We start from the raw sequence: 13,207 nt of genomic DNA, 5'->3' as shown, positions 1-13,207 counted from the left end.
CGCAGACACATCGACGACGAGTGTCCGGGGGATCCAATCCGATCTTTCGTCCGCTCCGAATGACCCATGTGAGCTCAGAGCCTTTCGACGCAGAGCCGAACGCGGCGCGCGCGCCGCGTGATGTCTCGACGAGATCAGCCACCGACCGCGCACCCAGCGCCAAGAAGGCGAGCCGTGCGCCGTCACCCGCGGTGAGCCAGCATTCCCGCGCACCGCAGAAGACGGCAGGGGCGAAGAAGTCCGCGCCCGCATCGAAGAAGGCGGTCGGGGCGACGAAACCTCACACCGCAGCCAAGAAGGCGGTGGGGGCGAAGAGGCCCCCGACCGCCACGAAGCAGCTTTCGGGCACCGCGAAGAAGGCGGTTCACGGCAAGAAGAACAGCGGCGCAGCCCGCCGCCCCACGGACCGGGCCAGGCCGGTCCGCGCGACAACACCTCCTGCAGAGGCTCCGAAGACGAAGCCCGGCCCCAAGCCGCCTGCAAACTCCACACCGACGCCGATTCCGGAGCCGGTTGCGCCCGCGAGTGTCAAGCCGCTTCCCCAGCCGGTGTCGGCCCGCCACTCCGAATCCATCCTGGGTGCCGGCTATTCGGCCTCCATCGCACCGCGTGGCGCCGCCACGCCGCCCGAACCGATCGAGCAGCGCGCCTGGGCCTCCCGGAACCGAACCACACTGTTCCAGTTCGTACCCGTGCTTGCGGCTCTTGTCGTGCTCGCGGGCGTCGTCGGCGTGATCCTCGTGAATGTGAGCCATTCCGAGCCCGTCGGGCGTGCGTCGTCATCCGTCAGCGCGGCGGAGCGCGCCGCCCAGGCGTGGATCATCGACAACGTCGACAGCGGACAGCGAGTGCTTGTTCCCGACGCCATGACGGCGGGGATCGCGGACGGCCGTGCCCTCGGCGTCGACGTGGTCGGCTACGACGAATCGGTCGCCGCCGCCGCGATCGAGGCCGCACTGCCGAGCGGATGGCGCGGCCTCGACTACGTCGTCACGGTCGCCGGATCGGTCCCGCCCTCGACCGTCTCGTCATCCGCGCGTCAGGCGGTGCAGAACTCCATCGTCGTGGCCTCGTTCGGCACGAGCGCCGGGACCGTCGAGGTGCACCGAGTCGTCGCCCAAGGTGCGACCCTCGCCTCCGCAGCCGAGCGCCTCGTTGCGGCGGACCGGCTTCGGGCCGGTGCCGAAATCGCCGAGAACCCCGCTCTGCGGATCTCGGACACCGATCGCGCCCTCCTCAGCGCTGGGCGGGTCGACACGAGAATCGTCACCGTGCTGGCCGCTCTGGCTGCGGGCGGCGACGTCACCGTTGCCGCACTCCCCGCCATCGAGGGAGAGCAGGGCGGACCGATCCGGCAGGTTGCGATCACAGACGTGGGCGGTACGGCTCTTGCGAGCGAAACGAAGATGACCGCGGCTGCGGTCACACTCCTCGACGGGCTCCGCGGACAGTTCGGGCCGGACGACGCCGAAGCGATCGACTCGAGCCTCGTCTTGACCTACGGCCTCTGGATCGACGCGTCCTTCGACTGATCGCACCCCCACGAAAGGAACCCTCATGAAAATTCCCCGACTCCACCGGGCCGGTCCGATGGTCGCAATGGCCGCGATCGTCGGCCTCGCCGTCGCTGCTGCTCCGTCGGTCGCCGCCGCCGCCACCTCGACACCGGCTGCCGTGGTGACTGCCGCGCAGGCCGAAGGCGGCTGGCTCCGCCTGGGACACTTCTCACCCGATACCAAGGCCGTCGATGTGCGCGTGTCAGCGCTGCGAGGAGGCACCGTCGTCTTCTCACTGAGTGACGTCGGCTACGGCGACGTTTCGTCATACACTCCGCTGCCCGATGGCGAGTACGCGATCAGCATGATCGCCGCGGGATCTGGGGACTGGACGAAGCTTGCGATCTCGGGCACGGTGAGCGTCGACGCGGACACCGCGACGACCGTCGCGGCCTATGGACCCAGCGCGGATCTGCAACTCCAGTCGTTCGCGGATGACCTCGCAGCACCCAGCGCCGGCAACGCGAAGATCCGCCTCATCCAGGCATCCACGATCACGCCCACGGTCGATGTCACAACGACGACCGGAGTCCCCATCGCAGAGGACGCTCGCGCCGGATCGGCAACCCCCTATGCGGAGGTTCCCGCAGGCGAGTGGACCCTGAATCTGACCGGCGATGGTGTCGAGGATCAGGCGAAGGTGGATGTCGCGGCCGGAAGCGTCACCACGCTCTTCGTCCTCGACACGGCGGACGGCGGACTCACGATCCTCCCCATCCTCGACAGCGCGGCCGCGGCGGTCGTCCCCGTCGGAGGCGTTCAGACCGGCGGCGGATGGCTCGCCCGTGATCATGGCGCGACGCCGCACGTGACGCAGATCGATCGCTGGCATCTCGCGCTGTAGCCGAGCCACCGAACCGCGAAGGAGTGGGACGGCGATGATCGCCACGAGACGGCAGTCACCCGGCAGACGTGCACTGACCGCGCTCCTGCTCGCGACCTTCCTGCTCGGTTCGCTGCTGACAGCGTGCGCGAGCCCGCCCGCCCGGGCAGGGGGCGTTGAGGAGAGTGCGACTCCAACCGCATCACCGACCGGGAGTCCGCTCGCGGCCGGGGGGTTGCAGAATCCGCGCAAGCCCGCGGCCGTCCTCTCCGAAGTGGACCCTGCCGGCATCCGCATTCCGCGCATCGGCGTGACATCGACCCTCGAGAGTCTGGGGATCGACGGCGAGGGGAAGCTGGACGCCCCCCGCGACTTCGACCTCGCCGGCTGGTACGCCGGCGGTGTCGTCCCCGGCGCGGTCGGGCCCGCGATCATCGCAGGACACGTCGACTCGCCGACCGCACCCGCGGTGTTCGCGCGGCTGGGCGAACTCGCACCGGGGGACGAGGTCGTCATCACCCGGACCGACGGAGTCGAGCTGACCTTCCGCGTCACCGGATCCGCCCAGTCGGCCAAGTCGGCGTTTCCCACCGACGACGTCTACAGCCCTGTGCCTGCGCCGGAGCTTCGCCTCATCACGTGCGCCGGAGCGTTCGACTCGGCGGTCGGGCATTACACCGACAACCTCGTCGTCTTCGCCGTGCTGGAGGAGTGAGCAACTCCGATGGGCGCGGGGCGCGGTATCCGCCCTGTATCGTGGGATCAGCGAGGGGGAGTATCCCGTCATCGCGTGTCCGTCATCACGGGAGCCATCGACGCTTCCCCGGGCGCGTGCCGCAGCAGGCCGATCCGGATGCCGCGGGGGAGAGACTTTCGACGATTCGTCGTACTCACTCCTTCTCCGAAAGGCCCGCATGGACCTCGAACTTCCGCTCTGGTTCGAGATCGGCTCGCTCGTCGTGCTGACTCTCATCCTCGTCGCCGATCTGCTGCTCATCCTCAAGCGTCCGCACATCCCGTCGACCAAGGAGTCGACCCTGTGGGTCGTGTTCTACGTGGTGCTCGCCCTGATCTTCGCGGGCCTGATGTGGATCTTCGCCGGTCCTGAGTACGCGGGCCAGTTCGTCGCCGGCTGGCTCACGGAGTACAGCCTGTCGATCGACAACCTCTTCGTCTTCGTGCTGATCATGAGCCAGTTCGCCGTGCCCCGCCGGTACCAGCAGGAGGTGCTGATGGTGGGCATCATCATCGCCCTGATCCTGCGCGGTGCCTTCATCCTGCTCGGCGCAGCGATCATCGAGCAGTTCAGCTGGGTGTTCTACATCTTCGGCGCCTTCCTCGTCTTCACCGCCTACCGGCAGGCGTTCCCCGGTGGCGACCATGACGAAGAGGTGCAGCGCGAGAACTTCATCGTTCGGATGCTGCGCCGCATGATCGACATCAGCGATCACTACGACGGTGCCAAGCTGCGAACCGTCGTGGACGGCAAGAAGATCTGGACGCCGATGGTCATCGTCTTCGCCGCCATCGGGGTCACCGACCTGCTCTTCGCGATCGACTCGATCCCGGCGATCTTCGGGATCACGCAGAGCGCATTCATCGTGTTCACCGCGAACCTCTTCGCACTGATGGGTCTGAGGCAGCTGTACTTCCTGCTCGGCGATCTGCTGGATCGCCTGCGCTACCTCCACTACGGCATCGCGTTCATCCTGGCTTTCATCGGGCTCAAGCTGGTCTTCCATGCGATGCACGTGAACGAGCTGCCGTTCATCAACGGCGGCGAGCCGATCGAGTGGGCACCCGAGATCTCGACCTGGATGTCGCTCGCCGTCATCATCCTGGCGATGGGAGTTGCGACGATCGCGAGCCTCGCGGCATCCGCTCGCGACAAGCGAGCCGCGATCGCGGCCACGGATGTCGCCAAGAAGGACACCGCCTGATCGCCGGGGTCCGCGGCCGTTGTCCGGAGCATCCGGCGCTGTCATAATCCCGTCATGGGGACAGAGACTGTCCCGTCGGATGACGCGCTCGAAGTCGAGCTCGCCGCGTTGCGTGCGCGTGCCTACGGGGCGGACGCCGATATCGAACGCGATCCGGACGCGCTGGGACGTCTGGCCGAGCTCGAAGAGTGGCACGCGGCATGGGTCAACAGCGTGCCGGAAGAATCGTTCGCGCCGGAGCAGGCATCGCCGCCGAGCGTCATCGATTCGAACGGCGGCGAGCGGGAGCGATCCTCGAGCCCGCCGGCCACGGCCGGTGCGGCGCCTGAATCCTCCGATCGCGCGGCGTCGCGGGTGCGCTCTCTGGCACGCTCGCAGGCCGGGCTCTTCGGCCTCGGCGCTGCGGCGATGGCCGCTGTCGTGCTGCTGGGCGCGGCGCTCGTGGCCCTGGGTTCGCCACGCCCCGACATGACGCTGCCGGCCGTCGACACCCGGCCCGGGTCGTACGTGTATCCGCTGGTCGACCGTGCGCGAGACCAGTTGATCGACAAGTCGACGCTCCGGACATATGAGCGCTATCGCGGCATCGAGCTCTGGTCGGCCCAGAGCGCGGTCGGAAACACCTGCCTGCTTGCACTCGAGCGGTCATCCTCGAGGCTCTTGGGCACCGGATGCGTGCCACCGGGAGCGGATCCGGTGGTGCAGATCTACGACGTCCCGATCCACGCGACAGACCGCTGGCACTACGGTCTGCCGACGGGGACTGTGGTGCGGTTCATCCTCAGCGGCGACGTCGTCTCGGTCTGGCTGTACCTCGGGACGGAGGGCGACTGACGGCCGGCGCGGTGATGCGGGTGGTAACGTGGGCGGGTGCGGATCGCTCGCCTTCTCCTTAGCAGCCGCGACGAGACCTCGTTCTAGGCCTCCCTCGTCGCGGAGTTCGTTGCGGGCCTCATCCCGGCGGGCAGAGCCCCCTTTCGAGGAGAACGAACACATGAGCAGTACCGACGCATCCGTCATTCCCGATGATCCGCGCACCCTGGCAGAGAAGGTCTGGGACGACCATCTGGTCGTCAAGGGCGCGAACGGCGAGCCCGACCTCATCTACATCGATCTGCACCTCGTCCACGAGGTCACGAGCCCGCAGGCATTCGACGGCCTTCGCGCCGAACACCGGCCGGTACGGCGTCTCGACCTGACCATCGCCACCGAAGACCACAACACGCCGACGCTCGACATCGACAAGCCGATCGCCGACCTCACCAGCCGCACCCAGATCGAGACGCTGCGGCGCAACGCCGCCGAGTTCGGCGTCCGCCTGCATTCGCTGGGCGACAAGGAGCAGGGCATCGTCCACGTCGTCGGCCCGCAGCTCGGACTCACCATGCCCGGCATCACGGTGGTGTGCGGCGACAGCCACACGAGCACCCACGGCGCGTTCGGCGCGATGGCGTTCGGGATCGGCACGAGCGAGGTCGAGCACGTGCTCGCCACCCAGACGCTGCCGCTGAAGCCGTTCAAGACCATGGCGATCACGGTCGAGGGCGCGCTGCGCCCCGGGGTCACGGCGAAGGACATCATCCTCGCCGTCATCGCCAAGATCGGCACGAACGGCGGCCAGGGCTATGTGCTCGAGTTCCGTGGCTCCGCCATCCGATCGCTCTCGATGGAGGGGCGGATGACGATCTGCAACATGTCGATCGAAGCCGGTGCGCGGGCGGGCATGGTCGCACCCGACGAGACGACGTTCGCGTATCTGAAGGGCCGCCCGCACGCTCCCCGGGACCAGGACTGGGATGAGGCGGTCGCGTACTGGCGCACGCTTCCGAGTGACGAGGGCGCGGCCTACGACGCTGAGGTGTTCCTCGACGCGAACGAACTCGAGCCCTTCGTGACGTGGGGCACCAACCCCGGCCAGGGCGTGTCGCTGTCGGACGTGGTGCCTGCCCCCGACGACTTCGCCGATCCGAACGAGCGCGCCGCCGCACAGCGCGCGCTGGAGTACATGGACCTGCGGGCCGGCACTCCGCTGAAGGATGTCGCCGTCGACGCGGTCTTCATGGGCTCGTGCACCAACAGCCGCATCGAGGACCTGCGGGCCTTCGCGTCGATCGTGAAGGGCCGCACCAAGGCCGAGGGCGTACGCGTCATGGTCGTACCGGGGTCCGCTCGCGTGCGCCTCGAGGCCGAGGCCGAGGGCCTCGACAAGGTGTTCGTGGAATTCGGCGCCGAGTGGCGGTTCGCCGGGTGCTCGATGTGCTTGGGCATGAATCCCGATCAGCTCGCCCCGGGGGAGCGCTGCGCGTCGACATCCAACCGCAACTTCGAAGGACGTCAGGGCAAGGGCGGGCGCACGCACCTCGTCTCGCCGCTGGTCGCCGCAGCCACCGCGGTGCGCGGCACGCTCTCGAGCCCCAGCGATCTCGATGCGCTGGTAGAGGTGGAGGCCTGACATGGACAAGTTCGTCACCCACACCGGCGTCGCCGCGCCGCTCAAGCGTTCGGCCGTCGACACCGACCAGATCATCCCCGCCGTCTACCTCAAGCGGGTCACCAAGACAGGGTTCGAGGACGCGCTGTTCGCCAGCTGGCGTCAGGATCCCGAGTTCGTGATCAACCAGCCCGCTTACGCGGGCGCGTCGATCCTCGTCGCCGGGCCCGACTTCGGCACCGGCTCGAGCCGCGAGCACGCCGTCTGGGCGCTACGCGACTTCGGCTTCAAGGTCGTCCTGAGCCCCCGGTTCGCGGACATTTTCCGCGGCAACGCCGGCAAGCAGGGTCTGCTCACCGGAGTCGTCTCCGAACCGGACATCGAGGCCATCTGGGCCGAGATCGAGGCGGCACCCGGAATCTCTATGACCGTGGACCTCGAAGCGCGACGCGCCCGCGTCGGTGACGTGGACGTGGCTTTCGACATCGATGATTACACTAGGTGGCGGCTTCTCGAGGGGCTCGATGACATCGGGCTCACGCTGCGCAATGCGGATAAGATCGCGCAGTTCGAGGCTCGCCGTGAGGCATGGCGGCCGCGGACGCTTCCTGTCCCGTAAGTCAGGACCACCGCCCTACCAGGGCGCGCGGTCTGCCAGCCACCCCTCTATGACACAAGTGAGGTCCACCGGATGAAGTCGCTTCTCAGCGTTACGGCCGATACCAAGGCAGGAGAGAAGGAAGTGTCCGGAGAGACCCTCGCGATTCGGGGCGGCAGGCCGCTCACCGGTCGTGTCGAGGTCAAGGGTGCCAAGAATCTCGCCACCAAGGCGATGGTGGCGGCGCTCCTCGGCGAGACGACGAGCATCCTGCGCGACGTCCCCGGCATCAGCGACGTGCAGGTCGTGAGGTCCCTCCTCGAGGTGCACGGCGTGACCGTGGACGACGGCGACGAGCCGGGCACGCTCATCTTCGACCCGTCCGGCGCCGTGTCGGCGCACTTCGAAGAGATCGACATGCACGCCGGGGCATCCCGCATCCCGATCCTGTTCTGCGGGCCGCTGCTGCACCTGCTCGGTGAGGCGCTCATTCCGGACCTCGGCGGCTGCCGCATCGGGGACCGGCCGATCAACTTCCACATGGACGCGCTCCGCGCGTTCGGGGCGATCGTCGACAAGAGCTACGAAGGCATCCGCATCACGGCTCCGAACGGGCTGCACGGCGCGGACATCGTGCTGCCGTATCCGAGCGTGGGCGCCACCGAGCAGGTGCTGCTGACCGCGGTCAAGGCGAAGGGCGTCACCGAGCTTCGCAACGCCGCCATCGAGCCCGAGATCATGGATCTCATCGCCGTGCTGCAGAAGATGGGCGCGATCATCTCGTACGAGCCGAATCGCGTCATCCTGATCGAGGGTGTCGACACGCTCCAGGGGTACGACCACCGCTGCATCTTCGACCGCAACGAGGCCGCCTCGTGGGCGTGCGCTGCGCTCGCCACCGACGGTGACATCTTCGTCGGCGGCGCCAAGCAGCAGGAGATGCTCACCTTCCTCAACGTCTACCGCAAGGCCGGTGGGGCCTTCGACATCCACGAGGACGGCATCAGGTTCCGTCGCGGCGGACCCCTCAAGCCCGTTGTCGTCGAGACCGATGTCCACCCCGGGTTCATGACCGACTGGCAGCAGCCGCTCATCGTCGCACTGACCCAGGCGCAGGGCAGATCGGTCGTGCACGAGACGGTGTACGAGAACCGGCTCGGGTTCACCGAGGCGCTCGTCCAGATGGGCGCCGACATCGTCGTGCACCCGCAGGGGATCGACAGCCCGAATCGACGCGTGCCCCGTCGCGCGCTGGAGCAGGCGGCGGTCATCACCGGGCCTACTCCGCTGCACGGAGCGGATGTCGTGGTGCCCGATCTGCGCGGCGGCTACAGCTACGTCATCGCGGCGCTCGCGGCCGAGGGCGAGTCGATCGTCCGCAACGTGGGCATCATCCGCCGTGGCTACGAGAAGCTCTTCACGAAGCTCGACACCCTGGGCGCCGACTTCGATGTCATCGGGTAGCACGGTGGCCGCAACGTCGCCGCGCCTGCGCGCAGGGACCGAGAAGCGCCGTCCGAGCGTCTTCTGGCCCCTCGCGTTCTTCATCGCACCGCTCATCGCGCTGCTCTTCAAGCTCGAGATCGAGGGCGCCGAGAAGCTGCCTCGCGAAGGCGCATACGTCCTTGCGCCGAACCACTACTCCGAGGCCGACCCGCTCGCTGTCGCTCTCGCGGTGTGGAAGGCCGGGCGTCCGCCGCGCTTCATGGCCAAGGAGAGCCTCTTCCACGTGCCGGTACTGGGCTGGATCCTGCGGATCACCGGGATGGTGCCGGTTGCCCGCTCGTCGTCGGCCGCATCCGCTCGCCTGACGCTGGAGACCTCCGAGACCCTGGTCCGCCACGGTCGCGGCGTCATCGTCTACCCCGAGGGCAGCCTCACCCGCGACCCGGAGATGTGGCCGATGAGGGGCAAGACGGGTGCAGTGCGGCTTGCTCTGGCCGCCGACATCCCGCTGATCCCGATGGCCCAGTGGGGCGCGCAGGCCGTGCTCCCGCGCTACGGCAAGCTCAAGCTGTGGCCGCTTCGCCGGCCCGTGAAGGTCATCTTCGGCGATCCCGTCGACATCACGGTCTTCCGCACCGGCGAGAGCCAGCCCGCCGCGCTCGTGAATGCGACCGATGTGCTCATGGGCGACATCGCGGGGCTGCTCGCGCAGCTTCGCAACGAGCCTGCCCCCGGAGAACGCTGGAACCCCGCCGATCACGGCCAGAAAGAGACGGGTCGTCTTGAGCCGTAGATCGGATGCCTCACGCCCACGTGTCGCCGTGATCGGCGCGGGCAGCTGGGGAACGACGTTCGGCAAGATCCTGGCCGACGGCGGCGCGAACGTCACGATGTGGGCTCGGCGTCCCGAACTCGCCAACGAGATCCACGAGGGCAAGCGCAACAGCGAATACCTGCCGGGCATCAACCTCCCGCGGGAGATGTCGGCCACCCACCACCTGTCCGAGGCGCTCGACGGCGCTGAGCAGGTCTACCTGTCGATCCCGAGTCAGGCCGTTCGCCAGAACCTCAAGGCCGTGAGACCGCTGGTGGCGAACACCGACGCTCCGATCGTGTCACTGATGAAGGGCGTCGAGCGCCGCACCGGCCTGCGCATGAGCCAGGTCATCGAACAGGAGCTGCACTGCGATCCCCTGCGCATCGCCGTGGCATCGGGTCCGAACCTCGCGCTCGAGATCGCGCGTGAGCAGCCGACCGCCGCGGTCATCTCGTCGACGAGCCAGGAGCCGGCGGATGCCGTCGCCCGACGTGCCCGCAACCGCTACTTCCGCACCTTCGTGAACACCGACGTCATCGGCACCGAGTTCGGCGGCGTGCTCAAGAACCTCATCGCCGTCGCGATCGGCATCGTCGACGGCGTGGGGTATGGCGAGAACACCAAGGCGTCGATCATCACGCGCGGGCTCGTCGAGATGACGGACTTCGCGGTGGCGTTCGGTGCGCATCCCGAGACGCTGCAAGGCCTCGCCGGACTCGGCGACCTCATCGCGACCTGCCAGTCGCCGCTCAGCCGCAACAACACGGCGGGGCGCCTGCTCGGCCAGGGCTACAGTTTTCAGGACGTCGTGAAGCAGATGCAGCAGACAGCCGAGGGGCTCGCATCGGTCACGCCGATCCTGCAGCTCGCACGCGAGGTCGGCGTCGAGATGCCCATCGTCGAGCAGGTCAAGATGGTGCTCGACGGCACGATGAATCCGCGCGACATCGCGCCCCACCTGACCACAGACGACGACACCCCCCAGGGCGAGAGGACGCAGAATGGACAGGCCGGCGGTGGCGGTGCTCTTTGGCGGTCGATCCAGCGAGCACTCGATCAGTTCCGCGACGGCGGGCGGGGTGCTTCGGGCAATCGATCGTGATCGCTTCCGGGTGATCCCGGTCGGCATCACGCGTGACGGCGTGTTCGTCCTCGAGGACGACGATCCCGACAAGTTCGCGCTCGACGCCAGCCGGCTGCCCGAGGTGGTCGACAACGGCACGCGGGTGCTGTGGCCCGAACCCGGGCCGGATCGGACGCTGCGGGTGCGGCGCGCCGACGGCTCCGTCGATGACCTCGGAGCGGTCGATGTGGTGCTGCCGATCCTGCACGGTGTGCACGGCGAAGACGGGACGGTGCAGGGGTTCTTCGACACGCTCGGCCTCGCGTACGCCGGGGGCGGGGTGCTCGATTCGGCGCTCTGCATGGACAAGCACTTCATGAAGATCGTGCTGCAGGCGGCAGGCGTGCTGGTCTCACCGTGGGTGACGGTGACGCCTGCGCGCTGGGAGCGCGATCCCGAGGGTGTGAGAGCGGAGGCCGCGGCCCTCGGTGAACCGGTCTTCGTGAAGCCTGCGCGGGCCGGGTCCAGCGTCGGGGTGTCGAAGGTGCACGACGAGACCGAGCTCGCGGCTGCCCTCGAGCTCGCCTTCGCCGAAGACGACAAGGTGCTGATCGAGCAGGCGATCTCGGGCCGCGAGATCGAAGTGGCGATCTTGGAGGGCCGAGGCGGCGCCGCACCCCGCGCCTCGCTTCCGGGCGAGATCGTCCTCACGACACGTGAGTTCTACGACTTCGAGGGGAAGTACCTCGGTGGCGACGGGGCGGATGTGGTGTGCCCGGCGGATCTGACGGACGACCAGATCACCGCGGTACAGGAGCTCGGCGTGCGTGCCTTCGACGCTGTCGACGGGCGCGGCCTCGCACGCGTCGACTTCTTCCTCACGACCGACGGTGTGTACGTCAACGAACTCAACACCATGCCGGGCTTCACGCCGATCTCAATGTTCCCGAAATGCTGGATCGCATCGGGAATGACGTACGGCGAGCTCATCTCGGAGCTCATCGACACCGCGCTCGAGCGCTGAACCGACAGCGGTGCGAGTCGAAGTCAGCCGGCGCGGCTGCTGCACTCCGCGCCGTCGGTCGGCAGAACTGCGACGATCCCCGAGAGCGCATCCAGCACGTCGGCACTCGAGACCACCTCGTTGTCGAGATAGACCTCGACTGCGGGCGTCCGTCCGAACGTCGTCACCCGGTAGCGCGGTGCCTCCGCGTCGTCGATGATCCAATCGACGCCGTTCACCGTCTGGCAGGGGAGCGTCGACGGACCGGGCGGCTGGACGCCGCATGTGAGCAGCACCGCGGCCGGATCGCCCCACGCACCGGTGGCCTGAGCATCCGTCCACCTTCGGGATTGCCCGCCGAGCTCGCCCGGAAGGCGAACGGTGACCTCGGCGCACGCCGGGTCGTTGGAATCGGGCGCGGGTTCGAGAGAGACCGTCGACGCGCAGCCGGTGACTCCGAAGACCGCTGTCGCGGCGATCGCGAGGACCAGCAGGCGTCGGGATCGGCTCACTCGTCCAGGCTAACCTGAGGCCATGAGTGGGTCCGACCCGACCGTGGGCGAGCTGAGTGAGGGCGCGATCCTGCGGCGGATCCTGGATCGGCTGGGCGCGTCATCCGCTCTCGTCGGACCGGGTGATGACGCGGCCGTGATCGCCGCCCCGGACGGCAGGGTGGTCGCAACCGTCGACACGCTCGTCCACGGTCCGGACTTCCGCTTGGCGTGGTCGACTGCCTTCGATCTCGGCTGGAAGGCGGCCGCCGTCAACCTCGCCGACGTCGCCGCGATGGGCGCTCGGCCGACGGCCCTCCTGGTCGCCCTCGCAATGCCCGACGACACACCGGTGTCATTCGTCGAAGGCATCGCGGACGGCCTGCGGGCGGCGTGCGAAGCATTGGCGCCCGGCTGCGCCGTCGAGGGCGGAGACCTCACCGTCTCGGACACCCTCACGATCGCTGTCACGGCACTCGGGGTGCTCGACGGCGCAGCCCCCGTGTTGCGCAGCGGCGCTCGTCCGGGCGATGTCCTCGCCGTCGCCGGACCGCTGGGGCACGCGTCGCGTGGCCTTGCGCTGCTGTTCGATCGCTTCCGGGATGCCGCGGGCCACCCGGTCGTCGCGGATCTCACGACGCTGAGCCCGGCCGAGCGGATCGATCTCGAGGCACAGCTGCGTCCGCGGCCGCCTCTCGAGCTCGGCCCCATCGCGGCGGCCGCGGGGGCGACGGCGATGATGGATGTCTCGGACGGGCTCGTACTGGACGTGTCGCGGCTGGCCGCCGCATCCGATGTCTCGATCTGGATCGACAGCCCGGCACTCGGCGAGGATGCAGCGTTCGCGCTCTCGGGCGGCGAAGACCACGCGCTCCTGGCGACGTTCGCCCGTCCCGATGTCCTCCCCGTCGGGTTCCACCCCATCGGTCGCGTGGAGCCGGCCGGCGAGCACGCGGTGCTGGTCGACGGCCACACGCACGCCGGCACCGGTGGGTGGGATCCGTACCGCGACTGGGACGCGCACGGCGGGTAGCCTGCG

13 protein-coding genes are annotated in these 13,207 nt (G+C 68.4%); 12 read left to right on the top strand and 1 reads right to left on the bottom strand.

The window, feature by feature from the left end:
* Window positions 1–68 precede the first annotated feature (68 nt).
* The 11 genes from ABD188_RS14160 to ABD188_RS14110 all read left to right on the top strand — a co-directional run bounded on the left by ABD188_RS14160 (window position 69) and on the right by ABD188_RS14110 (window position 11,698).
* On the top strand, window positions 69–1,532 hold the full coding sequence (locus tag ABD188_RS14160) for a hypothetical protein (RefSeq protein ID WP_344063531.1): 1,464 nt from the start codon (window positions 69–71) through the stop codon (window positions 1,530–1,532).
* A gap of 25 nt (window positions 1,533–1,557) precedes the next feature.
* Complete coding sequence (locus ABD188_RS14155; protein ID WP_344063529.1) at window positions 1,558–2,400, top strand: DUF4397 domain-containing protein; 843 nt, start codon at window positions 1,558–1,560, stop codon at window positions 2,398–2,400.
* A gap of 34 nt (window positions 2,401–2,434) precedes the next feature.
* A complete protein-coding gene (locus tag ABD188_RS14150; RefSeq protein WP_344063527.1) occupies window positions 2,435–3,094 on the top strand; it encodes a class F sortase in 660 nt (219 codons plus the stop codon).
* 199 nt (window positions 3,095–3,293) lie between these two features.
* Window positions 3,294–4,319 carry a TerC family protein gene (locus ABD188_RS14145; protein WP_344063525.1) on the top strand — a complete coding sequence of 342 codons (1,026 nt, stop codon included), beginning with the start codon at window positions 3,294–3,296 and terminating at the stop codon, window positions 4,317–4,319.
* Window positions 4,320–4,373: 54 nt separating this feature from the next.
* On the top strand, window positions 4,374–5,153 hold the full coding sequence (locus ABD188_RS14140; protein WP_344063522.1) for a hypothetical protein: 780 nt from the start codon (window positions 4,374–4,376) through the stop codon (window positions 5,151–5,153).
* Between the two features lie 160 nt (window positions 5,154–5,313).
* The gene (gene leuC / locus ABD188_RS14135) at window positions 5,314–6,771 is read left to right on the top strand and encodes a 3-isopropylmalate dehydratase large subunit (protein ID WP_344063519.1); all 1,458 of its coding nucleotides are present in this window, start codon (window positions 5,314–5,316) and stop codon (window positions 6,769–6,771) included.
* A 1-nt stretch (window position 6,772) separates the two neighbouring features.
* Window positions 6,773–7,369: a 3-isopropylmalate dehydratase small subunit gene (leuD, locus tag ABD188_RS14130; RefSeq protein WP_344063516.1), complete on the top strand. Its 597-nt coding sequence runs from the start codon at window positions 6,773–6,775 to the stop codon at window positions 7,367–7,369.
* A 72-nt stretch (window positions 7,370–7,441) separates the two neighbouring features.
* Window positions 7,442–8,812: a UDP-N-acetylglucosamine 1-carboxyvinyltransferase gene (murA, locus tag ABD188_RS14125; protein ID WP_344063513.1), complete on the top strand. Its 1,371-nt coding sequence runs from the start codon at window positions 7,442–7,444 to the stop codon at window positions 8,810–8,812.
* The gene (locus tag ABD188_RS14120; RefSeq protein WP_344063509.1) at window positions 8,799–9,587 is read left to right on the top strand and encodes a lysophospholipid acyltransferase family protein; all 789 of its coding nucleotides are present in this window, start codon (window positions 8,799–8,801) and stop codon (window positions 9,585–9,587) included. The genes murA and ABD188_RS14120 overlap by 14 nt, the downstream gene beginning before the upstream one ends.
* 28 nt (window positions 9,588–9,615) lie before the next feature.
* Window positions 9,616–10,713: an NAD(P)H-dependent glycerol-3-phosphate dehydrogenase gene (locus ABD188_RS14115; protein ID WP_425561376.1), complete on the top strand. Its 1,098-nt coding sequence runs from the start codon at window positions 9,616–9,618 to the stop codon at window positions 10,711–10,713.
* Window positions 10,613–11,698: a D-alanine--D-alanine ligase family protein gene (locus ABD188_RS14110; protein WP_344063503.1), complete on the top strand. Its 1,086-nt coding sequence runs from the start codon at window positions 10,613–10,615 to the stop codon at window positions 11,696–11,698. Before ABD188_RS14115 ends, ABD188_RS14110 begins: the two co-directional genes overlap by 101 nt.
* Before the next feature lie 23 nt (window positions 11,699–11,721).
* Here the strand turns inward: ABD188_RS14110 and ABD188_RS14105 are convergent, their stop codons facing one another.
* Window positions 11,722–12,189, bottom strand: coding sequence for a DUF3515 family protein (locus ABD188_RS14105; RefSeq protein WP_344063500.1), 468 nt, complete (start codon window positions 12,187–12,189; stop codon window positions 11,722–11,724).
* A 22-nt stretch (window positions 12,190–12,211) separates the two neighbouring features.
* On the opposite strand from ABD188_RS14105, the gene thiL reads away from it, so the two are divergent.
* A complete protein-coding gene (gene thiL, locus ABD188_RS14100; protein ID WP_344063497.1) occupies window positions 12,212–13,201 on the top strand; it encodes a thiamine-phosphate kinase in 990 nt (329 codons plus the stop codon).
* Window positions 13,202–13,207 lie beyond the last annotated feature (6 nt).

The sequence above is a fragment of the Microbacterium pumilum genome, assembly GCF_039530225.1.
GTDB classification, from domain to species: Bacteria; Actinomycetota; Actinomycetes; order Actinomycetales; family Microbacteriaceae; genus Microbacterium; species Microbacterium pumilum.
This window is presented reverse-complemented; position numbering and strand designations above follow the sequence as displayed.